General features: G+C 61.6%; 18 protein-coding genes and 3 pseudogenes. 13 read left to right on the top strand and 8 right to left on the bottom strand.

The genetic code is table 11. The features are described 5' to 3' along the window. Positions 1 to 204: 204 nt before the first annotated feature. On the top strand, positions 205 to 1,746 hold the full coding sequence (locus C7401_RS27440; protein ID WP_112174575.1) for a methyl-accepting chemotaxis protein: 1,542 nt from the start codon (positions 205 to 207) through the stop codon (positions 1,744 to 1,746). Positions 1,747 to 2,009: 263 nt separating this feature from the next. Here C7401_RS27440 and C7401_RS45665 read toward each other — a convergent pair whose 3' ends face one another. After that, positions 2,010 to 2,417, bottom strand: a complete 408-nt coding sequence (locus tag C7401_RS45665) for an RES domain-containing protein (RefSeq protein ID WP_224043368.1) — start codon at positions 2,415 to 2,417, stop codon at positions 2,010 to 2,012. On the opposite strand from C7401_RS45665, the pseudogene C7401_RS27445 reads away from it, so the two are divergent. Continuing rightward, positions 2,373 to 2,471, top strand: a pseudogene (locus C7401_RS27445) (hypothetical protein); the annotation flags it as partial. The gene C7401_RS45665 and the pseudogene C7401_RS27445 sit on opposite strands and share 45 nt — an antisense overlap. 28 nt (positions 2,472 to 2,499) lie before the next feature. On the opposite strand, the gene C7401_RS27450 reads toward C7401_RS27445, so the two are convergent. Continuing rightward, positions 2,500 to 3,738 (bottom strand): MFS transporter, encoded by a 1,239-nt coding sequence (locus C7401_RS27450; protein WP_181565704.1) that lies wholly within the window; start codon positions 3,736 to 3,738, stop codon positions 2,500 to 2,502. 554 nt (positions 3,739 to 4,292) lie between these two features. Next, positions 4,293 to 5,132 carry a GntR family transcriptional regulator gene (locus C7401_RS27455; RefSeq protein ID WP_112174578.1) on the bottom strand — a complete coding sequence of 280 codons (840 nt, stop codon included), beginning with the start codon at positions 5,130 to 5,132 and terminating at the stop codon, positions 4,293 to 4,295. A gap of 59 nt (positions 5,133 to 5,191) precedes the next feature. Here C7401_RS27455 and C7401_RS27460 point away from each other — a divergent pair, with 59 nt between their 5' ends. The 5 genes and pseudogenes from C7401_RS27460 to C7401_RS46280 all read left to right on the top strand — a co-directional run. Next, positions 5,192 to 6,148, top strand: coding sequence for an isocitrate lyase/PEP mutase family protein (locus tag C7401_RS27460; RefSeq protein WP_220092860.1), 957 nt, complete (start codon positions 5,192 to 5,194; stop codon positions 6,146 to 6,148). Beyond that, entirely contained in the window at positions 6,145 to 7,566 is a 1,422-nt protein-coding gene (locus tag C7401_RS27465) for a 3-isopropylmalate dehydratase large subunit (RefSeq protein WP_309252002.1), read from the top strand. The genes C7401_RS27460 and C7401_RS27465 overlap by 4 nt, the downstream gene beginning before the upstream one ends. Positions 7,567 to 7,572: 6 nt before the next feature. Next, positions 7,573 to 8,220, top strand: a complete 648-nt coding sequence (leuD, locus tag C7401_RS27470; protein ID WP_112174580.1) for a 3-isopropylmalate dehydratase small subunit — start codon at positions 7,573 to 7,575, stop codon at positions 8,218 to 8,220. A gap of 69 nt (positions 8,221 to 8,289) precedes the next feature. Next, positions 8,290 to 9,057, top strand: a complete 768-nt coding sequence (locus C7401_RS27475) for a Sua5/YciO/YrdC/YwlC family protein (RefSeq protein ID WP_258397266.1) — start codon at positions 8,290 to 8,292, stop codon at positions 9,055 to 9,057. 600 nt (positions 9,058 to 9,657) lie between these two features. Then, positions 9,658 to 9,858: pseudogene (locus C7401_RS46280) on the top strand (AMP-binding enzyme); the annotation flags it as partial. Positions 9,859 to 9,954: 96 nt separating this feature from the next. On the opposite strand, the pseudogene C7401_RS46285 reads toward C7401_RS46280, so the two are convergent. Beyond that, positions 9,955 to 10,089, bottom strand: a pseudogene (locus tag C7401_RS46285) (IS30 family transposase); the annotation flags it as partial. A 419-nt stretch (positions 10,090 to 10,508) separates the two neighbouring features. On the opposite strand from C7401_RS46285, the gene C7401_RS27490 reads away from it, so the two are divergent. Both C7401_RS27490 and C7401_RS46130 read left to right on the top strand, forming a co-directional pair. Next, positions 10,509 to 11,564: a porin gene (locus C7401_RS27490; RefSeq protein WP_112174581.1), complete on the top strand. Its 1,056-nt coding sequence runs from the start codon at positions 10,509 to 10,511 to the stop codon at positions 11,562 to 11,564. A 225-nt stretch (positions 11,565 to 11,789) separates the two neighbouring features. Continuing rightward, positions 11,790 to 12,020: a BON domain-containing protein gene (locus C7401_RS46130; RefSeq protein WP_373864461.1), complete on the top strand. Its 231-nt coding sequence runs from the start codon at positions 11,790 to 11,792 to the stop codon at positions 12,018 to 12,020. A gap of 610 nt (positions 12,021 to 12,630) precedes the next feature. Here C7401_RS46130 and C7401_RS27500 read toward each other — a convergent pair. The 3 genes from C7401_RS27500 to C7401_RS27510 all read right to left on the bottom strand — a co-directional run bounded on the left by C7401_RS27500 (position 12,631) and on the right by C7401_RS27510 (position 16,669). Then, entirely contained in the window at positions 12,631 to 13,980 is a 1,350-nt protein-coding gene (locus C7401_RS27500; protein ID WP_112174583.1) for an MFS transporter, read from the bottom strand. A 72-nt stretch (positions 13,981 to 14,052) separates the two neighbouring features. After that, positions 14,053 to 15,063, bottom strand: coding sequence for an Ldh family oxidoreductase (locus tag C7401_RS27505; protein WP_112174584.1), 1,011 nt, complete (start codon positions 15,061 to 15,063; stop codon positions 14,053 to 14,055). Positions 15,064 to 15,091: 28 nt separating this feature from the next. Beyond that, positions 15,092 to 16,669 carry an AMP-binding protein gene (locus C7401_RS27510; protein ID WP_112174585.1) on the bottom strand — a complete coding sequence of 526 codons (1,578 nt, stop codon included), beginning with the start codon at positions 16,667 to 16,669 and terminating at the stop codon, positions 15,092 to 15,094. Between the two features lie 378 nt (positions 16,670 to 17,047). Between C7401_RS27510 and C7401_RS27515 the strand changes: the two genes are divergently transcribed. From C7401_RS27515 to C7401_RS27525, 3 genes are read left to right on the top strand one after another with little or no spacing between them, the layout of a single operon-like run. Then, complete coding sequence (locus C7401_RS27515; RefSeq protein ID WP_181565705.1) at positions 17,048 to 17,506, top strand: Zn-ribbon domain-containing OB-fold protein; 459 nt, start codon at positions 17,048 to 17,050, stop codon at positions 17,504 to 17,506. Then, positions 17,503 to 18,696, top strand: a complete 1,194-nt coding sequence (locus C7401_RS27520) for a thiolase C-terminal domain-containing protein (protein WP_112174587.1) — start codon at positions 17,503 to 17,505, stop codon at positions 18,694 to 18,696. Before C7401_RS27515 ends, C7401_RS27520 begins: the two co-directional genes overlap by 4 nt. Further along, on the top strand, positions 18,693 to 19,580 hold the full coding sequence (locus C7401_RS27525; RefSeq protein ID WP_112174588.1) for an SMP-30/gluconolactonase/LRE family protein: 888 nt from the start codon (positions 18,693 to 18,695) through the stop codon (positions 19,578 to 19,580). Before C7401_RS27520 ends, C7401_RS27525 begins: the two co-directional genes overlap by 4 nt. A gap of 85 nt (positions 19,581 to 19,665) precedes the next feature. Here C7401_RS27525 and C7401_RS27530 read toward each other — a convergent pair whose 3' ends face one another. Continuing rightward, a complete protein-coding gene (locus C7401_RS27530; RefSeq protein ID WP_224043265.1) occupies positions 19,666 to 20,613 on the bottom strand; it encodes a LysR family transcriptional regulator in 948 nt (315 codons plus the stop codon). 406 nt (positions 20,614 to 21,019) lie between these two features. Between C7401_RS27530 and C7401_RS27535 the strand changes: the two genes are divergently transcribed. After that, positions 21,020 to 22,195 (top strand): porin, encoded by a 1,176-nt coding sequence (locus C7401_RS27535; protein ID WP_112174590.1) that lies wholly within the window; start codon positions 21,020 to 21,022, stop codon positions 22,193 to 22,195. The last annotated feature ends 40 nt before the right edge of the window (positions 22,196 to 22,235 follow it).

A 22,235-nucleotide genomic window follows, 5' to 3' on the forward strand; every position in this document is an offset into this window, starting at 1 on the left:
CCATATGCAGCAGCCCTGCTGCAACGCCACGATCACGATTCGCCTGGTCTTGATCGAAGCGTCAAGTTCGGCTTCAAAAGCGGCTCACGCGGCGGTGCCGTCAGCGTCATGTAATGAATCCGCGTTGCCCTTCAAATAGCGCGCTTCGCGCCGTTATATAGACTTCGTTTGCCCCATCCGGCAATACCTTTCACGAAGACCCCCATGAAGCTTAGGCATAAGATTCCCCTTGCCTTTACCGTCTCCCTCACGCTTATGTCGGCGGGTGCGTTCTATGGCATCCACACGCTTAACCAGGCCATCGAGACTTACCGCACTAGCGTGCAGGACGCAGCCGCGAACGAACGAATGGCATCGGCGACGCTCGTCGAATTCAAGCTTCAGGTGCAGGAGTGGAAAGACACGCTGCTGCGCGGCAAGGATGAGCAGAAGCTTGATCATTACTGGAGCGCATTCGAAAAGCGCGAGCGTACCGTTGATGACATGGCCGCCACGCTCGAAGCGAAACTGCCCCAGGGAGAAACGCGTGCGCTCGTCGCCCAGTTTGCGGCAGCGCACGCCACCATGGGCCAGGGCTATCGCAAGGGGTTCGCGGCGTTCAAGGCGACAGGCGCCGACCCGGTGGCGGGCGACGCCCTGGTTGCAGGCGTCGATCGCGCCCCTGCACAGCTTCTGGACCGTGCGGCGCAGACGATTGCCGCCGACAATGCGCGAATCGCGGCCACGGCCGCTGTCGACGCGCAACGTGCCACCGTCGTCAGCGCTGTTATTGCGCTGCTGGTGTTCGCGCTCGGACTCGTGGGCGGCGTCGTGTTCAGCCGTACCGTGACAAGACCACTCGGCCGCGCCGTGGCATTCGCGCGGGAAGTGGCAAACGGCGACCTTTCGACCGATCTGCACGCCCGCGGCGACGACGAAACTGTGGAACTGCTGGCCGCCCTGGCTCAGATGCAGGAAAGCCTCGCGCGTGTAGTGAGCGAAGTCCGCTGCAACGCCGAGGGTGTCGCAACGGCAAGCGCACAGATTGCCGCTGGTAACCTGAACCTGTCGCAGCGCACCGAGGAACAGGCAGCGTCGCTCGAAGAGACAGCCGCGAGCATGGAGGAGTTGACATCCATTGTGCGGATGAACGCCGAGAACGCGCGGCAGGCGTCCGGGCTAGCCGGCGCGGCGGCGCAGACGGCCACGCAGGGCGGGACGGTGATGCGCGAAGTCGTCGGCACGATGCAGTCCATCGCGGACAGTTCGCACAAGGTTGGCGAGATCATTGCGCTGATCGACGGCATCGCGTTTCAGACCAATATTCTCGCGCTCAATGCTGCGGTTGAAGCTGCGCGCGCGGGCGAACAGGGTCGTGGGTTCGCCGTGGTCGCGGGCGAGGTGCGCACGCTCGCGCAGCGAAGCGCATCTGCCGCGCGCGAGATCAAGGCGCTCATCACACAATCCTCCGAGCGCGTGGCGGCCGGGTCTTCGCAGGTGGCCAGCGCCGGGCAGATCATTGGCGAGATTGTTGTGTCGGTGCATCGCGTCACCGGTATTGTCGGCGAGATTTCGACGGCCTCCGGCGAGCAGTCGACTGGCATCGAGCAGGTGAACATGGCCGTTACACAGATGGACGAAGTCACGCAGCAGAACGCGGCGCTTGTGGAGGAGGCCTCCGCAGCGGCGCATGCACTGGCCGAGCAGGCGCGGTCGTTGCGTGAGTCCGTCGCGTCGTTCAGGCTGCGCGATGCCGCGATGGCTTGAAGATGAACGATTGGCGCAAACAGCTTGCGGGGGCTGACGGCTCGTGCATGTCGGGCGAGCCGGTGATCCGGAAGCCTCCAGCGTAGCCTGGCAGCGGACACCCAGAAGGCCGAGGGTAGTGGTCTCCGCAGAAAACGCACATCATCTGCCTGATGCCGGCACAGCAACGCGTCTGGCCAGGATGAGGCAGTTTGCGCGGGGGATGCCCGCGAGAGTCGAGAACCGCTAGCTTCGTCAGGTATCGAACTTTCCGGGCGCACCGGTCATTTCCATGATGACTGGTTGTGTGGCAGGGAGCCTGATGGATCATGGACTTCGAGGTTGTCGCTGGTAGCCAGCTCGTCCACATAGCGCACGAGGTTGGTGCCCGATGGCGAAAGCCGGGAGCGGAAGAGAATGCCCTTGGCGCCTGCCGCAATGACGGCATCGCCCAGCACCCAGCTTGGTGGTTCAGTTCGATCGTTAAACCAGATCGTGCGCCAGTCGCAGTAGAAGTCCTCCCAGAGCGGATTCCACATTCCCGCCGCGAAACCCTGGGTGAAATCCACAACCGGTCCGGCGGAGATTCGGAACCTTGGCCAGGAGACTTCATGATTATCAGTCCGCGCGTACGTGGCTTCATTTGTGTGACTACGCATCCTTCCGGTTGTCATGCCAATGTGAAAGAACAGGTCAACCATGTCGTTTCGACCGGCCCCATTTTCAACGGGCCCGAGATCGTGTTGCATTAGCCCTTTCATATTGCCAACTCGATCAAAACTCGACGACGAGCGCCGATGCAGCGCGCGCCTTGGCCAGGATCGCGGGGATCAGCGCCAGCACGCAGCACGCGGCTAGACACAGCGAGATCGCCATGAGCGCAAACCCGTTGTCGAACTTGCCGGTCGCGTTCACCATCCAGCCGATCGCAAACGGAGCGATCACGCCACCACATTGGCCAAGCGTGCTGCAAAAGCCGGAATAGGTCGCGCGTGTCTGCGCCGGGGCGAGTTCGAGCAAGATGGCGCCGAAACAACTGAGCCCTCCGTAGAGAAAGAAGGCTGTGACCGACAAGCCGCACAGCGCACCCCAGACCGACGTCGCCCGGTACGCTCCAATGAGCCCGACGGCAGTCAAGATGTATGAACATGCAAGCAACTGAGGGCGATGGCGATAGAAAACGCGGCCACCGAGCCAGCCATGCACCAAGAGTCCAAAGAACGCGAGTGCATACGCGACACCGCCGAGCATGCCAATAGACTTCATGTCGATTCCATGCGCCGACGCAAGATACGTCGGCATCCATCCCAGGTACCCTCCGAACGCGATGTTGTACAGGAAGTAAGCGCCCGTGATGAGCCACAGGTTGCGATCACGCAAGATCGAACGCGCTGCGCCGCGATCGACACCCGTCGTTTGAATATCGATGCCGGCCAGCACATGCGCATCCGTTTTGGCGCCGCGCTTCGGAATGAACACGTACATCGTGACGGCAACGATCAGCGACGGAATCGCCAGCATCTGGAAAACGCTTTGCCATTTGAAATGCACCAGGAGCGCGCCAATCAGCGGGCCGACGCAGGCCGGACCGATCGCCATCGCTGTGCACCAGATCGCGATGGCGCGGGTGCGTTCCTGCGAATTGAAGTGTTCGCCGAACACTTTGTAGCAAGACGAATTTGATAACCCCTCGGCAAGCCCAAGCGAGACGCGCACGAGCATGAAACCCGCAAGTCCGGAAACCAAGCCCGTTGCGCCCGTAAAAATGGCCCAAAAAATCGGTGATATCACGAGAAGAATCTTGCTGCCGATTCGATCGGCAAGCAGGCCTCCGGGAATCTGTGCGATGAAATAGCCCATCGTGAACGACGAGAGGACCATGCCGAACGTCTTCGTATCCATCGACAACGACTTCATGATGGACGGACCCGCAAAGCTCAAGGCCACGCGGTCCATATTGTTGATGGCTTGAAACAGCCACAGGGCCGCCAGGATTTTTGTCTGCTCTTTCACGTTGTCTCCAAACGCTTTGCGCCGAGGACGTCCCTTGAAAGACGATCGACGCATCATATTGAGGCACCGATTTCCGCACGCCGCTCACTTTTGCGTCAATAGGACCAGATGGCCTTATCGATGTGATGGCCGTACGCGCATTGCGGCGCGCCGCACACGGAGCCAAGCAGTCCGCTGTCCGCTGTCCGCAGCAAGCAGCAAGCAGCAAGCAGTCAGCAGTCAGCAGTCAGCAGTCAGCAGTCAGCAGTCAGCAGGGAGGAGACGGCGTTTAAGGGGCAAACGCGAAAAGAGACCATTCGCGACGATACCGGCCTGCGTCCGTCCGATCTTATGCCTATCGTCAAGGACGAATTTGCAGGAACGCATCAATTTAAAAATCGATTTCCTGATGAAAAGAATATCGATGATTGTTGCGTTCGCGATATCCGCGAATCTCGCGCATGCGCAGTCCAGCATATCGCTGTACGGACGTCATCGACGTGGGCATCGGATGGCGTCGACAAGGCAAAGAATCCCGGCATCCACTGCGCTTCGGCGCGGCGAAATTCAACGCCTTAGTCCGGCGTTTCGACGATTTCTCCACGCTCGTCGTTCGTGACCCAAAGCCGCGTCTCACGACCTGTCCTCGACAAGCGCATGTGTTGCTCATATCGCGTCGGATGAAACAACGCACTCAGATAATGCGTCGGCGTCCCCGCTTCATCGAGATAGGTCCGCGCGATCTTCAGCAGCGCGGTGCCTTCAGGTAAGCCCAGCGCTTCGGCGGCCTCGGGCGTGGCGTTCACGGCATGGATCGTCTGCTCCGCGCTCGCGATCCTGACGCCCTGATTCTCCAGCAAGACAAACACGGGATCGTCGTTGAGCGCTTGACGCGTCATGTCCCGAGCAAGGGCACGCGGCACGAAGACTTCGGAATAGGAAATCGGCTGCCGCTTGAACGTGCGGATCCGCGTGACCTTCAACGTTCGCTCATGTGTCGCTATACGCAGCGCGCTCGCGACATGGGGCGGCGCGGGTATCCATGCCATATCGAGCACCTTGGCCTTCGTACGCCGACTCATGGACGCAAGATTATCGAGCGGGCCGCCGCGCAACGCCGTCGTGGGCTGATTCTCGGGCCGCTCGACCGCCAGTGTGCCGCGGCCCCTCAAGCGCACGACCAACCCCTCTTCTTCAAGCCGCTTGAGCGCGGCGCGGACCGTCACGCGCGCCACCCCAAATTCGAGCGCAAGTTCACGCTCGCCTGGCATGCTGAACGCGTCGCTGTACCGGCCCTCACGGATACGTTGGGCCAGGATAAGGCGCAGTTGGTGGTAGCGCGGAACCGGCGGTGCCAAGTCAGCCATCCCAAAATTGTACATCCGCGCGTGTTCCCCGTAAAAAATGCTTTGCATGCTGATGTGTCGCACCGCGATCGGTGCGCTGCGGCCTCTTCATGAGACCAATAGGACCAGTGGTTGCATTGATCGAGCCTGAGCGTGGCCGCACAGTAGCGTCCAGCAAAGGAGAAACCATGCGCAAAACCACTCGCCTCAAGCAACTGATCGAATCGCCGGATCTGCTCGTGATGCCGGGCGCATTCGATCCGCTGTCGGCTCGAATCATCGAACAAGCAGGATTCCACGCGGTGCAGTGCTCGGGCTATGGCATTTCCGTCAGCCGGCTCGGGCTTCCAGATTACAGCTTCCTGTCGATGTCGGACATGGTCGCCGCCACACGTGTCATTGTCGACGCCGTCGACTTGCCCGTCATGGCCGATGGCGACACGGGCTTCGGCAACGCTGTCAACGCCTGGTACGCTGTGCGCGCGTTCGAACGCGTGGGCTGCGCCGGCGTCAATATCGAAGACCAGGTGATGCCCAAACGTTGCGGGCATCTGGACGGCAAGACCATCGTGCCGATCGAAGAAGCTGTGGCGAAAATTCACGCCTGCGCACAGGCGCGCATTGATAGCGACTTCGTCATCAACGCACGCACCGATGCACTCGCCATCGGCGGCATCGATGAAGTCGTGCGGCGCGGCAACGCCTATCTGGCGGCAGGCGCCACGATGATCTTCGTAGAAGGCATGACGGACAAGGCGTTGGCCGCGCAAGCCGTCAAACGTATCGAGGGTCCGGTCGCCATCAACGTCGTGGAGGGCGGCAAATCGCCCGATCATTTCACGTTCGCCGAGATGCAGGCCATGGGCATCGCGCGTGTGAGCCTCCCCGGCACGTTGGTCTTCGCCGCGATCGCCGGCATGCGCGACGTGCTCGAGTCCGTCAAAACGAATGGTTATGCGGGCGGCCCCGGCACACGCCAAACCTCATTCGACGAGGTCCGCAAGCTTGCCGGATTCGACGAGGTTTTTGCGTTGGAAAAGCAATTGCTTGCCGATCTGCAAGCGAATTCGGCCGAGCACGCATGATGAGCGCCGCGATGCACGCCAAGCCCCGTACGATCATCGAAAAGATCTGGGACGCCCATGCCGTCGCCGAGTTCGATAGCGGCCAGACGCTGTTGCACATCGACCGCGTGTTCCTCCACGATCGCGCCGGGCCCACGGTGTACGCGGGGCTCCACGCCGCGGGCCGTGAGATGTCGAATCGCGAACTCGTGTTTGGCACGATGGATCACATCATCGACACGCATCCCGGGCGCGGTGACGAGACCCTGCTGAAGGGTGGCATCAACTTCATCCGTGAATTCCGCGCAGCGTCGTTGCAACGCGGCGTGCGTCTGTTCGACATCGGCGATGCGCGGCAAGGCATTTCGCATGTCGTGGCGCCCGAGCAAGGCATTGCCTTGCCCGGTAGCACGCTCGTGTGCTGCGACAGTCACACGTGCACGAATGGCGGCATTGGCGCGCTCGCATGGGGCATAGGCACCAGTGAAGGTGAACACGCCGTCGCCACGCAGACCCTGGCGCGTAGCCGACCCAGGATGATGCGGATCGACTTCAAGGGGCGCTTGCAGGCAGGCGTCACCGCAAAGGATCTCGTGCTTGCGCTGATCGGTAAATATGGTGCGACAGGCGGGGCCGGCCACGTGATCGAATTCGCGGGGGACGCGATTCGTGCATTGGACGTCGAGGGACGCTTGACGGTCTGCAATATGGCTGTCGAATTCGGCGCCTGGACAGGCCTGATCGCACCCGACGAGACGACGTTCGAGTGGCTTGACGGGCGTCCGTTCGCACCGTACGGGGCATCGTGGGACGCCGCGGTGCGACACTGGCGCACGCTGCACTCCGATGAAGGCGCACAGTGGGATGCCGAGCTTGAACTCGATTGCAGCGCGCTCTCCCCGCAGGTCACGTGGGGCACGGATCCCGGCCAGGTCTGCGCGATCGATGGCGTCGTGACCACCTCGTTGAGCGCCGAGGCCGACCGTGCGCTTGTCTATATGGCGTTGCGACGCGGCCAGCCCATCCTCGGTCAGCCGATCGATGCGGCTTTTATCGGCTCCTGTACGAATAGCCGTCTGCCCGATCTGCGTGCCGCTGCGCAAATCGTCAATGGTCGCAAGGTCGCAGAAGGTGTCAAGGCCCTTGTCGTTCCGGGCTCGACCGAGGTCAAGCGGCAAGCGGAGGCCGAAGGCCTTGACCGCATCTTCCGCGAGGCCGGCTTTGAATGGCGCGAAAGCGGCTGCTCGCTCTGCTTTTACGCGGGCGGTGACAACTTCGACCAGCAAGGGATCCCCGCGCGCCGTGTCATCACAAGCACGAATCGGAATTTCGAGGGCCGCCAAGGGCCCGGTGTCCGATCACACCTCGCGAGCCCTGCAACCGTCGCTGCGTCAGCGATTGCCGGTTGCATCGCCGATCCACGCCCCCTGTTGAGCTAAGAACCCATGGAAAGCTTCGTCAAGGTCACCGGTATTGCCGCCCCGCTTATGCGGGCCAACATCGATACCGACCTGCTGATCCCGTCGCGCGAAATCACCGGCACCGGCAAAGATGGCTACGGCGCCAAATTGCTCGCGCCATGGCGTTATCTGCCCGGCCCGGCGGGGTCGCGTGTCGAGAACCCGGACTTCGTGCTCAATCGCGCGCCATTTCGCCAAGCCTGCTTCTTGATCGCCGATGCGAACTTCGGCAGTGGATCCTCGCGCGAACCGGCGGTATGGGCGGTCCGACAATTTGGATTGCGCGGCATTATCGCGCCGTCGTTTGGCGCGATCTTTCGGAACAACTGCTTTCGCAATGGCGTGTTGCCGATCGAGCTTGCAAAAGACCAGGTCGATCGCCTGGCGCATGAGGCCGAGTCGGGGCACCTGGTTCTCACGGTCGATCTCGAAGCATGCGAAGTCATTCGCATGGATCGCACACGCATTACCTTCAAGGTCCCCGCCAATGAGCGAACCATGATGCTCGAAGGCCTCGATGCGATTGGCTTGACGCTCAAGCTTGAGGCGCGGATCCGAGCCTTCCAGGCCGCCGATCGAAAGGCCAGACCCTGGATATGGGACATCCCTCAAGCCATCGGCGAGCCGACCTGACTGAATCACGATTCTTGCCCGCCCTTTATCGGGCACTCACTCCAACCTACCCAAATACGGAGACTCAACTTGGACATCATCGAGGAATTCACCCCGACCATTCCGTCGCGTGTCGACACCAAGGCTGACGCGCGACGCCTGTTCGACGTGCTTAAAAAAGGCGGCATCGCCATTTGTGCGAACACCGTGGGCTATGGCATTTTCGGCGGTTCGCCGGCCGCGATGCAGAAGATCTTCGATACGAAGCAGCGTGGCGGCCACAAACGTCACGCGATGACTGTCGATATGCAGGGCCAGCGCGAACTCCATATTCTCGATCAACGCCGTCAGGACATGATCGATTGCATCACGCAGGACTACAACCTGCCGCTGGGTGTAGTCGCGCCCTATCGCACGGACCATCCGCTCATTCAGAAGGTCGATCCGGAGTTGCTTAAGGCCAGCACGGCGCGCGGCATGCTCGGCATGCTGGTCAATGGCGGTCCCGTGCACCGCGAAGTCGGACGGCTGGCGCGCGAAGAATGCGTGCCGATTTTTGGATCATCAGCCAACCTCACGGGGACCGGTACGAAATTCCGCTATGAAGACATTCAACCCGAAGTGCGCGCAATCGCCGATATCCATCTCGACTATGGGCTGCGGCCGTTTCATCACTACGGTCGCTCGTCGACGGGCATCGACTTCGAAAATATGCGCGTGCTTCGTATTGGATCGGCGTATGAACTCGTCTCGGACATCTTGTGGCGGCACTTCGGTTTGCGCCTGCCTGTCGACCCGGGCCGCGACGTCAATCCGTCGGGGCACCTTGCGGAATTTGCGCTTAAGGAAGGCGACTAATTAAGTGGCCTGCTTGCGCAAAAAGAAATGCGGGAACGGCCCAAAGGTAGTGTGTGGCGTCCCGGCGATTGAATATCGCCGAAGCGCCTGGAAGCGCTGTTGCAAACGCAGCATAGCTCTATCACATTGGCGAGGCGGTGACGTGAGAGCGGGCATGAAGAAGACGAAATCGCGCTACCATGGCCGCCGGTATCCGGCAGCACTTCGCGTTGCCCAGACATCGGATGAACGCGACATGTCATCGCATCATACTCTAGAAACTCCTCGCCACCTGGCATGATCGGGCTATTGATGCAGCAGTCAATGGTGCCAGCTAGTAAAGATAACTGTTTTTTCAGTGAACGTAGTGCCCTCGATCGTCAACGTGACAGAGCTGTTCACGCTGCGCGCCGAACTTGAAGGTATGGGATGCCGTCTTGTTGGACAGCGTGAATATGGAAGGGAGGGAAATACGTCAAGGGCCCGCAGGTCATGCGTGGTTACTGGAATCGGGTCGAAGCGACCGCTGTCGCGTTCACTGAGGATGGATATTTCCGGACCGGTGGCATCGGCGTGATCGACGAAAGCGGGTACGTCCGGATCTGCGACCGGAAGAAGGATATGGTGCTGGTTTCCGGTTTTAATGTCTACCCGTACGAAGTCGAGGCAGTCTTGAATGGCCTGCCAGGAGTGGTCGAGTTCGCGGTCGTCGGCGTACCGGATACCGGAACCGATGAGGCGGTCAGGGCATCTATTGTCCGCGACGAGGTGACTTTAACTGACTCGACCGTGCTCACATATTGCCGAAATGAGCTTGCTGCATACACGGTGCCGCGGCAAATCGTGTTTGTCGACAGTCTGCCGAAATCCCCGGTCGGGAAAATTCTTCGACGTGAACTGAAGAATTACCCGGCGGTTTCAAGGAACAAGTGCAACAGCGGGGTCAATTTCAATACCCTGCTTTTTGCAGTTCTCAATAAAAGCTTCTGCCGGTGTGCGCCATCCGAGTGTCTTGCGTGGACGCATGTTCATTTCCATCACAATCGCATCAAGTGTCACCGTTTTGCGCGGAAGGCGGGAATAGTGCCGGAATGGGCGACGGGTGGTGCCCGGATTACGGCGATATGTCATTGGAGTATTAGTGGCTCTCGACGTGTTCATGGTGATCGCTGACAGTCATTGCTCCCAGGCCGCCCGACGACGCACTATCTCAGCGCAGAGGGCGTATTCGGAACCGTCGGAGGCCGAAGCGGAAGCGGAACATATGGTTCGGAAGTTCCCCGGTTTCTCAGGTTGTTGAGGTGTGAAGTCCCCCCGAGATGGGGTGAAGTTGGTTAAGAAGACGAGGCGCCGTGGAGACAGGCGTCCAGGAGACCGCTTTTGAGAACTTGCGTGCGGGGCCGGCCGTCCCGCACGGATATTCGAAAGCGTTTTGTTTTGGCCAATATTATTACTAATACATAGGTGTACAAATGAAACGGATGTCGATGGTAATCCTGCTCGCGAGTGCCACGAATCTTGCTCACGCACAATCAAGTGTGACGGTTTTTGGGCTCGTCGGGGGAGGTATCAGATGGGTGAACGGAACAAAAGGAGGGGCAACGGTCGAATACTCCAACATCCTCGCACCGAACCGCTTCGGCCTGACTGGCACCGAGGACATTGGTGATGGCGTGAAGATAATTTTCCGGTTGGAGAACGGTTTCAATTCATCGAACGGCTCGCTGGCAACGAGTAATGTGCTTTGGTCACGGGCGGCCTATGTCGGCATGGATGGAACCTACGGGCGTCTCACGATGGGACGGCAGTTCAGTTCACTTGACGATCTCGCCATTCATCTGGACCCCTCGGAGATCGGTGGTGCGGATCCGGCGATAGTGCCGGATGCACTTCTCGGCGTGAACTACTTCACACTTGACAGCCGCTTTAACAACTCCGTGAAATACACGAACGGTATTGGAGGGGCAAAGCTGAGCGCCAGCTATTCATTTGGCGGTGTCGCGGGAAGTCAGCGCGCTGGGTCCAATTACTCGGTGACAGCGAGCTACGGTACCGGACCCATACAGGCCGGTATCGGGTACCAGCGCACGTACAACGCGGACGCAAGCCAGGTGGCGCAGAACTACTATGCAGGAGGTTCGTGGCAGATTGGACCCGTGCGCGCCTATCTGAGTTACCTGGCCCTGACGGTCAGCGGTTCCGCGAAAAACCCCTCACAACGGCGCGACGACGTCCCTCAAGGCGGCATCGTCTGGCAAATCACCCCGGCAATTGTGGTTACCGCTGCATACTACGACGACATTGCCAGCAACCTTGGCAACGTAGAGGGTGCCAGCGGGCACAAGCAGACTGCATACGTAATTGGCGAATACTTTCTCTCCAAGCGAACCGAGCTTTACGTGGAGGCCGATCGAAATCACTTTTCAGGTGCCTACAAGGCCGATCCAACGAATCTGGCCGTGCTGAAGCTGAACCCGGGGAGTTCCGGCATCACTGGCGTTTCGATGGGGATGCAAACAAAATTCTAGCCATCGCTTATTGGCAGTCGCATGGGACGACACCGATCCAACTGGTCGAAGGTCCCGCAAGTAGCCTGACAAACATACATCGGAGCAGATATGCATAGGATTGCAGTGAGAGGCGTTGCACTGTTGTGCTTGTTCTTCGCGTTGAATGCGATTGCGCAGACAGGACAGCCAGAAAGTGGCAGTTCGAATGGTGAGCTGGCATCGGCACCGGCATCACCAAAGGCCATGCGCGCCGCAAACCGGGTTCTGTCAAAAAAGGTCGTGAAGGCTCTTTCGCATGTGAAGGGACTGGACGCGACTGGAGTATTCGTCAAGGCTACTGACGGTAACATCATCCTGTCCGGAGTGGTCCAGCAATCAGGTCAGATTCCTCTCGCGGTTCAGGCGGCGAGGAATGTTGACGGTGTGAAGTCCGTTCACGAGAGTCTTCGGCTAGCTGACCAGCCCACTCAATAATATAGCGAGTCCGTGATTGAGCCTGGTTCGCGAGTCTCGCGCGGACCAGCGCTTCAAACTGCGATCGCAACCACGTGGCGCCGCGTTTACTGATTCCACACAGTCGGCTACTGTTCGACGCCGATGGGCGGAAGAGGGCGGGCGCCTTGATCGGTGAAGCGTGAACCTTCCGGGTGACGTGAAATCCGGTCCCGGCGCCCCGATTGTTCAGTACCAACTGGCTTTCCCAGGCTGCGACCAGGCTGTCCATCCCGAGATAGACCCACGTAAAGGGCAACTTGCCGTTGTCTCCGACCAGTTCTAGCGGCGGACCAAACCGGTGCGCCCTGAAAGGGGACATCCCGACGTATCGAGGATCATCTACCGCCCGCACGAAGACCTTGTCGACTTCGTAGGCGTACTCCTGCTCGCCGAGTGCTTTAAGGATTTGTCCGGCTGTCAGGACGAGACCCTCCAGTTCGCGTGGCAACCGGTATTTCTCTTCTTCATTGTTCGATATCGGTGCCCCGGTCATTCCGAACCCGCTGCCTCCATCCTGGCCAGCGCGCTGATTTTGGCCAACCGCTGCTTCACCGGTAGCGAGAGCATACTGGTCGCGACACCGGTGGGGTTACACGCGGGTGGGATCGGGCTCGACAGTCAACCTGTCCATGGTGCTTGCGCGCGGGACGCGCGCGAGCACGCAGACTGCTGCCAGTACGATGAGGCCCGAGATAATGTAAAGCCCGAGCGATAGACTGCCTGTTGTCGAGCGAATCACGCCGAACAGATAGGGTGCGGTCATGCCAGAAAGATTCGAGAGGCTTGAGATCACCGCAATGCCTGCGACACTGGAACGCTCGGAGAGCAGCGCCGTCGACATTGCCCAGAACACGGGCAATGAGGACACAATTGCGGCACGGGCGATAGCGAATAGCGTGAGCGTGCCGGGCAGGCTTGTCGAAAACAGAGACGCGGCGCTCAGCGCTGCGGCTGCAACCAGCGCGGCTATCACGAAGTGCCAGCGGCGCTCGAGATAGCGGTCCGAGTGGCGGCTATAAAGCACGGTCGAGACACAGGCGAGCGCTTCGGGAAGCATGGCGTACAGGCCGACTTTCTGAAGGTTCGAGACGCCCAGTTCGCGTATTACCGTCGGCAACCAGAAGGTCAGTCCGTACGATCCGCACAGCATGGTGTAGAGCACGAAGCTCAGCAGATAGACCTTGGGGTCGGCGAATGCGGAGCGCTGTGCATTCGTCTTCGCTTGGGCGCCTGCCAGCGATTCATTAACGTCGCGTATCACCATTGCGCTTTCGGCGGGCGTGAGCCATTTAGCCTTGTCGGGGGAATCGACGAGGTAGAGGAAGCACACGATCCCGAGCACGCTACTCGGCAGCCCTTCGATCAGAAACATCCATTGCCAGCCGCCCATGCCGGACACGCCGTTCATGTTTTGCAGTATCCAGCCGGACAGCGGGCCGCCGACCAGACCGGCCGCTGCCGTCGCGATCATGAACAGGGAAACGACACGCGCGCGCCGCGCCACAGGAAACCAGTAGGTCAGGTAAAGAATGATGCCGGGGAAAAGGCCCGCTTCGAATACGCCAAGAAAGAAGCGCGCCACGTAGAAGTGGGTAGGCGTTCTTACGAACGCGGTCGCGGCCGAGAGCAGTCCCCAGCCCAGCATGATCCGCAGCAGCGTTTTGCGCGCGCCGATCCGGTGTAGCAAAAGATTGCTCGGTACTTCAAACAGGAAATACCCGACGAAGAAAATGCTGGCGCCGAGTCCATAGATTGCATCAGAGAACGCCAATGCGTGCTTCATCTGCAACTGTGCGTAGCCGACGTTCACTCGGTCCATGTAGTTCAGCATGTAGCAAAGGAATAGCAGCGGAACGATGCGCAAAGCGATCTTCCGATAGACGATGTCGGCGGGTTCGACTGGACCGCGGAGCGGACCGCCGGGAAGGGTGTGCTGCATGATGTCTCCGTATTTTTAATAGAAGTAGTGTCCGTCTGCACGCGATAGCGTGCAAGCTTCAATCGAGAGCGCTCATGGACGTGTCCCGGCCGGGTTGGCGTCTTGTGCGAACGCAGTGAGTGCCAGATAGACCGCATCGGCGACATCGATCTGGTTGCGCACGCGGCGCGCTTCGCGCTCGCGCGCCGAGCGCTCGAATGGCACACGCACCAGTTGTTGCGGATCGAGCGGGCGTGTGTCGCGAAGACTTTCGGCAAACCCGTCGACCTTGCCCTTGAACGCCGCGGGCGAGGTGAGCGCGGCCGGGTCGAGGACCAGCAGGAAGAAGCCGCAGTCGCGCAGCTTCTCTGGCGCGGCGGGGGCGCCCGCCAGCATGCCGAGCAGCTGTACGACCATTGCCAGCCCCGAGCCCTTATGTCCGCCCCAGACCGTGAAAGCGCCAGCCAGCGCGGCGGACGGATCGCGTGTAGGCGAGCCATCCGGCGCGAATGCCAGCCCTTCGGGCAAGAGCTCGCCCAGGCGCTCGCGCAGCACCACTTCGCCGAGCATGACGGCCGAAGTGCCGATATCCCAGATCACCGGATGGCCGGAGGACGGAAAGCCGAACGCGATCGGGTTGGTGGAGAAACGGCCTTCGGTGCCGCCATGCGGCGCGACACGCGGGCCGCCGCTGCCGGCAACCATGCCGACAAAGCCAGCCGCCGTGACCTGTTCCAGATACCACGAGAACATGCCGGTGTACCAGGTTTCGTGTGCACCCACCATGGCGATGCCGGATTCGCGCGCCTTGACGATGGCAATGTCGGTGGCGCGCTGCGCGACGAGGTAGCCGACGTGGTCGCCGCCATCGATCGACGCCGATACTGCCGATTCCTTGACGACTGTAATGGGCCGCCGTGGCACGGGTGCAGCGAGCGTGCGCTCGATGACCGACAGCGCGCGAGGCAACCCGCCAAACGAAAGACCGCGTAGTTCGCAGTCGATCAAATGATCGCTGATGATGCGGATCTCTTCGGCGTCGTAGCCGGTCTTGCGCAATGCACCAGCGAGCAATGCCCGAGCTTCTTCGATAGTGAGGATCATGGTGTCCAGAACGTAGCGGGGTAAGGAGTTATCTCGTGTTCGCTCTTGCTTTCACGCTGTCCCACGCGCCGGTCGCCGGCACGGTTGCCAGCAGCGTATGGCGTTCGATCTTCGCGGAGCCCGTCTTCGGCAACGACGCGCGGAATTCGATATAGCGCGGCACCATGAAGCGCGGCAAGCGTGCGCTCAGCCAGTCGAACAACGCCTCGGCGTTCAGGTCGGTACGCTCCTTGAGCACGCCAACCAGATAGACGTCGTCTTCGTGGTCGCCCGCGGGTACGCCCAGCACCGCGCATTCGACGAGTTCCGGATGCTGGGTCGCGATCGTCTCCACTTCGTATGCCGAAATGTTCTCGCCGCGTCGACGAATGCGCTCCTTCTTGCGGCCCGCGAAGTAGAGATACCCCTGCGCGTCCGCGCGCATCATGTCGCCGGTGTGGAACCAAAGATTGCCGAACGCGCAGGCCGTTGCGTCGGGCTTGTTCAGATAGCCGTGCATGATGATGCCAGCCGTGCGCGGGCGCAGCACGAGCTCGCCGGTTTCGCCGGTCGGCACGGGCCGGTCGTTCGCGTCGACGAGCTGCACTTCCCAGTCGGGGCCGGGTTTGCCGGTCGCGCCGAATTTGCGCTCGGGAAATGGTGTGAAGACCGTCATGCCGGTCTCGGTCATGGCATGCGCTTCGACCAGCCGCACGCCAAAGCGTGCTTCGAATGCTTCATCGTGATGGGCGTTGAACATCACCCGAACCTGGTGCGCGCGATCGTCGGGCGAAGAGGGCTTGTGCTTGAGGATCGGCGGGATCGTGAAGATTGTGGTGCTGATGGTGGCGCGCGCACGGCGTACGTCCTGCCAGAAGGTCGTCGCACTGAAGCGTGGGGCGAGGTGGACCTGCGCGCCAAGTACGAGCGCGGGCAGCGTGGCCATCGTGCGCGACATGCCGTGAAAGAGCGGCAGCGGCGAGAACACGACGTCGTCCGGCTTCATGCCGACGGCCGCGATGAAGCTCTGTGCCGTCTGGAACGCCACCGCGTGCGGCAGGATCACGCCTTTGGACGGACCTGTTGTGCCCGACGTGTAGCAGATGAACGCGGGGTCGTGCGGTTGCGTCGGATCGAGGACAGTCTCACCCTCCGCGATGCGCAAGCCTTGCCACCCGAGAGTTTCCAGACCCGCGATGGGGCCGTCGTCGCCGCACACGATGAACGTCGAAAGCTCACCGCGCTGCGCGGGAGCGAGGTCGGCGAAGGCGCGTACGAGCGCCGCGCTGGTGATGACGATGCGGGCTTTCACGTCGCAGGTGACGTAAGCGAGCATGTCGCCCGTATAGGCCGTGTTGATCGGCACGCAGACCGCGCCCAGCAGGCCGAGCGCGAACCATGAGAAGACGAACTCGGCGGAGTTGTCGAGCATGACCATGACGGGATCGTGCCGCTTGACTCCCAGCTTTCTCAGGCCACGCGCGACGGCCTGACTTTCTTCGTATGCCTCGGAAAAGGTCCAGGTGCGGCCGTCTACGGTGAGGAACGGCTTGTTGCCGTGGCGCCGCGCCGCGTCGGTAAGAAATTGGCCGAGTACGCGCTCTTGGTAAGGAATGTCGAGTTGCATGTTATTCGCTCAGGGGTCAGTGCAATTGCAATATAAGAGCGCCGTGTTGACGCGGGTAGGACCGCGCGCCTATCGCAGCCATGCGCAAACAGTATGACTGCGCAAATGGGGCGTCGTGGGCGACCGGACAGGCCGCCCGCCTGCAATGCCTGGTGATTGCTCGGGGAGGAGCGAGACGCGGATCAGGGTAAACAGGGGCAGCAAGGCGGTGGCCGGTGTGCCGGACGCGAGCATGGGCCGCGCACTGGTATGTCGCCATGACATCTCCGTTATGCGTCGGCGCTGCTACTGCGCGCGCTCCGGCTTGCCTATAGTCGGCTCGACAGGGTTGCGCATGACCGCGCGATCCCCCGCATGACATGGCAAAGGAGACACATCATGGCTTATTTACCGGCAGGCATGCCCACGCCGCAGCCTACGCGCGACGATGCGCCGTTCTGGGACGCTTGCAAGCGCGGCGCGCTGACAATCCGGCACTGCGACGCGTGCGGCCGCTTTTCGCATCCGCCCATGCCCGCCTGCCCGCACTGCGCATCGACGCAGCTTGGCTGGCAGGAGGTCAGCGGCAACGGCACCGTCTACACCTATACGGTCAGCCATCATCCGACGCATTCCGCGCTCAAGGGTCACGGCGCGTACAACGTCGCTGTGGTGCTGCTCGACGACGCAGACGACGTGCGTCTCGTCACCAATATCGTCGATGTCGCGCCGCAGGACCTTCGCATCGGGTTGCCGGTTCGAGTGGTCTGGGAAACGGTCGACGATGGTTGCGTCGTGCCGCGCTTTCGCAGGCGTGACGACGTGCCTTCGGCGCAACCGCGAGGAGTGCAATCATGAGCTTTCCGACACGAGACACGCCTTCGCGCTTGCGGCCGTGCATCGTCGGCGTGGGCGAAACCGCATACGCGAGGCGCGGCGGCCATAACGAGCACTCGGAGTTCGAACTCTGCCTACAGGCCATCCGGCATGCTGCGCGTGACGCGGGCATCGCGCCGCATCAGATCGACGGCTACGCGTCGTTCGGATTCGAACGCCATGAGCCGGTGATGGTGCAGGCCGCACTCGCGGCGCCGGAACTGCGCTTCTCGTCGCTGGTCTGGGGGGGCGGAGGCGGGGGCTGTTCGGCCTCCGTCATGCTGGCCGCGCAGGCGGTGGCGACCGGGCAGTGCCAGTTTGCGGTGGCGTACCGGTCGATCTGCCAGGGGCAATACGAGCGCTACGGCGAGTACCGCGCGCGCCCGATGTGGGGGTCCTACGTCGCGCCGTTCGGGCTGATGTCGCCCGGCATGATGATGGCGCTGGTGTATCGGCGATATCTTGAGGAATCGGGTGCAAACGCAGACCATCTCGCGGATCTCGCCGTGACCATCCGCGCGAATGCGCAGCGCAACCCGCGCGCTGTGATGCACGGCCGGCCGATGACGCACGCCGACTACTTCGCCGCGCGCATGGTGGCCGACCCGTTCAGGCTGTTCGACTGCTGCCTCGAAACCGACGGCGCTTGCGCCGTGATCGTAACATCGGCGGAACTTGCGGAGAAGCTTTCCGGCCCTGCGGTGCCGATCCTCGGTGCGGCCCAGGCAAGCGGACCGCGCTGGACGCTCGGACCGATGGGCTCGCATAACATGCCGATTGAAAACTACGCGACGATCAATTCGCGGGAAGTGGCGCGCGCACTGTATGCGCAGACCGGCCTCACGCCCGGCGACATCGACGTGGCCCAGATCTATGACGCGTTCACCGGGCTGATCCCGATGGCACTTGAGGACTATGGCTTTTGCCGTCGCGCGGAGACGGCGGCATTCATTCAGTCCGGCGGAGTGGGGCCGAACGGACGCCTGCCGGTCAACACCTCGGGCGGCTTGTTGTCGGAGGCCTATCTACATGGACTCAACCTCGTGATCGAGGGGGTGCGTCAGATGCGTGGGCAGTCGAGCGCGCAGGTGGAAAACGCGAAGCACTGCCTCGTCACGAGCGGGGGCGGCGGCGGGCACAAGAGCGCGCTTATTCTGGGGAGGGCGCGATGAAGGGGGATATCAAGGAAACCAGCGCCGACGTCGCATTTCGCTGCGAGACGCGTCTTGGAGAGGGGCCGCTCTGGCACCCCGACGAGAACGCGCTGTACTGGATCGACCTGATCGGCAAACGGCTTTTTCGCGGTGACGGGGCGAGCGGCGCGGTCACCTCGAAGCCGCTGCCGTTTCGTTGTGCCCGCGTGACGCTGGTCGAGGACGGCCGCCTGCTGTTTTCCTTCACGCGAGGCTTCGCATTCGGGCACTACGACAGTGAGGATTACACACCATTCGAAGCATCGGCGATCATTGGCGAAACCGAACGCTATAACGATGGCGCATGCGATTCGCGGGGCCGGTTCTGGACCGGGACCTACGATGTTGAACTGCAACGGCCAATAGGCGGCATCTACCGTTTCGAGGGGCACGTCGCGACGCGGGAGGCAGACGGCGTCATTCTCGCCAATGGCCTGCGCTGGAGTCCTGACGAGCGCCAGATGTTCTTTGCAGATTCGCGTCCGGGGCAGCTTTGGGTATACGACTTCGATGCAGATGCGGGCAGAGTGGGCGCCCGTCGTTTGCTGGTCGACTACGCGGGCACCGGCGCCAAGCCTGATGGTTGCGCGACCGACGCCGACGGCTGCGTGTGGATCGCGGAAGTGCATCGCTCGCGGGTTGCACGCTATACACCGGCGGGAGCGCTCGACCAGGTCGTTATGCTGCCCACCCGCCGGCCCACCTCCGTCTCTTTCGGCGACAGCGACGCGCGTACGCTTTACATCACCACGCGCAACGACGGCATGAGCGCAAGCGATTTCGCGCTCGAGCCGCACGCCGGTTGCGTGTTCGCGGCACGGGTCGAAGTGCCGGGGTTGGCGGAGTATCGCTTCAAGGTTTGAGGCCGAGGCCGCGCTGGGTGGAGACGGGCGATCGCCGGGCGTGCCGCTTGGCACGCCCGATAAGGCTATCGGCGCGGCGCGCCCGCTAACTGCGTACGACCGTCGGCGAGCCTTGCCAGAAGCCGCCTTGTGCAAGCCGGCGGATCTCCCTCTGGATCAACTCCGAAACAAAGCGCACCGTCTTGAGCCTGTGATGCTCGCGTGTGGTGGCCAGCGTGAGACAGATCGACATGCCGGGCTGGTCGAGCGGGCGCGCCGCGACGCGGCCGGCCGCGACATCGGGCGCCACCGTACCGTATGTGAGCAACGTGTAGCCCAGTCCTTGCGCGGCCAGTGAATTCAGCAGCACGGTGCTGTTCGTCTCGTAGATCGGTTGCAGCGGCGTATCGATTTCGGCGAAGGCTTCTTCCACGAGTTGCCGCACGGCCTGCCCGCGCGTGGGCAGGATTAGTGGTGCGCCAACCAGGTCGGCGATCGTGGGGTGCTCGATGTCGAGAAGCGGCGAGCCAGGCTTGCCCACCAGGCAGAGGCGCTCCATCAGCAACGGCACGGCGACGAGTCGCGAGTCGGTGGGCGGATCGAACAGCACGGCGAGCGACAACTCGTTGTTGAGCAACTGCGCGACGAGCACGCGGCTCACGTCCTGCGTGAGGCTCACGTGCAACCGTGGCCAGTGGGAAGCGATCGTCGAGACAACCTGTGCGGCCAGCAGCGAACCCGCCGTATGCGTCATGCCGATGGCCAGCGAGCCGGTCACGTCCTCGGCGGAATGCATGACTTCCTCGCGCAATTGCGCCAGCTCTATCAGAATGCCGCTGGCCTTGGCGGCCAGCAGCTTGCCTGGCTGCGTGAGCTGGCAGCCTCGATTCGTACGCACGAACAACTCGACGCCAAGGTCTTCTTCGAGTCGTTTCATCTTCCGTGTCACCACGGGCTGCGCCATTTCCAGTTGCACGGCGGCGCGCGAGAAGTTCTCCAGCTCGGCGACTTTGCAGAAGACCCTGAGCACCTCGCAGTCAATGGACTGATTCATCAACGGGATCGTGGATGTAGTCATAGCAAAATCGTATCTCTGATCGAATGGAGAGATGCTAGCTGCTGTGCGAGGGCGTGTCTATGCCGAACCTGTCTGGTTATCCGGGTCCGCTCCTGAAGCATCCGCGCAGGCATAGGGAATTTCCCTGAAATACGGTGAATCTCCTGCTTGACCCACTGTGTCGGATAACCAGAAAAGGGGGGGGCGCCGCTGTTCGGACCGCGCTTGCGCCGAGGATATCGGCCAGACCATTTTCTGCCTCAGTCATGCTATTGGCGTATGGCTGGCATGTCCTGTCACTCCTACTGCGGAGCCGCCCGGCTCCTTATAGTCGTCTCTACGCATCGTGCGGCGAGGCCGCGTACGACGCGCATAAATCACAAACAGACTGGAGACAGACGCAATGAAACGAGCGGTATGGACGCTGTGCGCACTGGGCGCGACCTCCTGCATCACGGGTGCCGCGCATGCGCAAAGCAGCGTAACGCTTTACGGCATCGTCGACGAAGGGATCATCTTCAATAGCAACTCGGGCGGAAATCGTCAGTACTACATGGCAAGCGGCGTGCTGAGCGGTAGCCGCTTCGGTTTTCGCGGCGTGGAGGATCTCGGCGGCGGCCTCAAGGCCGTCATGACGCTCGAAAACGGCTTCGACGTGAACAGCGGAAAACTGGGGCAGGGAGGGCTGATGTTCGGCCGGCAGGCCTTCGTTGGGCTCGCCAGCGACCGCTACGGCTCGCTGCTGTTCGGGCGGCAGTTCGACTCTGCGGTCGACTTCGTCGGGCCGCTCGGCTTCGCGGCGTTGTACGGCGGGTATATCACGGCGACCGTCGGCGACATGGATAACTTCGCGATCGGCAATCGCCTGAACAATGTCATCAAGTATCTGAGCGCGGACTACGGCGGCTTTACGTTTGGCGGATTGTATTCGCCCGGCGGCGTCGCGGGCGACTTCTCGCGCAATGAGGCCTGGGGAGTTGGCGCAGGCTATACGCGTGGCCCGTTGCGCGTGGGCGTGTCGTTCACGGACCTGCACGACCCCAACGTGTCTTTCTATGGAACGAGCGTCGCAGGTGCGACGGCTGCGACCAACAACATGGCTTCGGTTGCCACGCGCGGGTTCGCATCGGCTGCTGAGCAGCAGAATGCGGCTGCGGCAGTGTCATACACAATCGCTGCGACGACGGTGTCGGGCACCTGGTCGCATGTCACGTTCAAGGACATGAGCGGGGTGGTGGGCGTCCTCAATCCAGCCGGTCTCAGCGGGTCGGTGACGTTCAATAATTTCGCCATCGCGCTGAAGTACCAATGGACGCCGGCGCTCCTCACCGCCGCACAGTTTGCCCGCATGACCGGCAGTTCGGTGGCGGGCAAGCAGGGCGCGGCCTATAACCAGGTCGATATCGCGGCCGATTACCTGCTCTCCAAACGCACCGATGTGTACTTCACGGCGGTCTATCAGACCGCGTCGGGCACGCAATCGGACGGCAAACCGGCCGTCGCGGCGATCAACGTGATCAGTCCGTCGTCCACGTCGCATCAGGCGGCGGTGCGATTCGCCATCCGGCATCGCTTTTAACGACGCCTGGCCGGCGTTCTCGCGGCCAGGATCGACACAG

The organism is Paraburkholderia unamae (assembly GCF_003268775.1).
Taxonomy (GTDB): Bacteria; Pseudomonadota; Gammaproteobacteria; order Burkholderiales; family Burkholderiaceae; genus Paraburkholderia; species Paraburkholderia unamae.

Bases quoted from the DNA above. Each gene is read 5' to 3' on its own strand.
- C7401_RS27520 (WP_112174587.1), top strand. From the start codon at position 17,503: ATGAGCTTTCCGACACGAGACACGCCTTCGCGCTTGCGGCCGTGCATC.
- C7401_RS27505 (WP_112174584.1), bottom strand. From the start codon at position 15,063: ATGATCCTCACTATCGAAGAAGCTCGGGCATTGCTCGCTGGTGCATTG.
- C7401_RS46130 (WP_373864461.1), top strand. From the start codon at position 11,790: ATGCGCGCCGCAAACCGGGTTCTGTCAAAAAAGGTCGTGAAGGCTCTT.
- C7401_RS27440 (WP_112174575.1), top strand. From the start codon at position 205: ATGAAGCTTAGGCATAAGATTCCCCTTGCCTTTACCGTCTCCCTCACG.
- C7401_RS27510 (WP_112174585.1), bottom strand. From the start codon at position 16,669: ATGCAACTCGACATTCCTTACCAAGAGCGCGTACTCGGCCAATTTCTT.
- C7401_RS27500 (WP_112174583.1), bottom strand. From the start codon at position 13,980: ATGCAGCACACCCTTCCCGGCGGTCCGCTCCGCGGTCCAGTCGAACCC.
- leuD (WP_112174580.1), top strand. From the start codon at position 7,573: ATGGAAAGCTTCGTCAAGGTCACCGGTATTGCCGCCCCGCTTATGCGG.
- C7401_RS27530 (WP_224043265.1), bottom strand. From the start codon at position 20,613: ATGAATCAGTCCATTGACTGCGAGGTGCTCAGGGTCTTCTGCAAAGTC.
- C7401_RS27455 (WP_112174578.1), bottom strand. From the start codon at position 5,132: ATGCAAAGCATTTTTTACGGGGAACACGCGCGGATGTACAATTTTGGG.
- C7401_RS27535 (WP_112174590.1), top strand. From the start codon at position 21,020: ATGAAACGAGCGGTATGGACGCTGTGCGCACTGGGCGCGACCTCCTGC.
- C7401_RS27465 (WP_309252002.1), top strand. From the start codon at position 6,145: ATGATGAGCGCCGCGATGCACGCCAAGCCCCGTACGATCATCGAAAAG.
- C7401_RS27490 (WP_112174581.1), top strand. From the start codon at position 10,509: ATGAAACGGATGTCGATGGTAATCCTGCTCGCGAGTGCCACGAATCTT.
- C7401_RS27515 (WP_181565705.1), top strand. From the start codon at position 17,048: ATGGCTTATTTACCGGCAGGCATGCCCACGCCGCAGCCTACGCGCGAC.
- C7401_RS27525 (WP_112174588.1), top strand. From the start codon at position 18,693: ATGAAGGGGGATATCAAGGAAACCAGCGCCGACGTCGCATTTCGCTGC.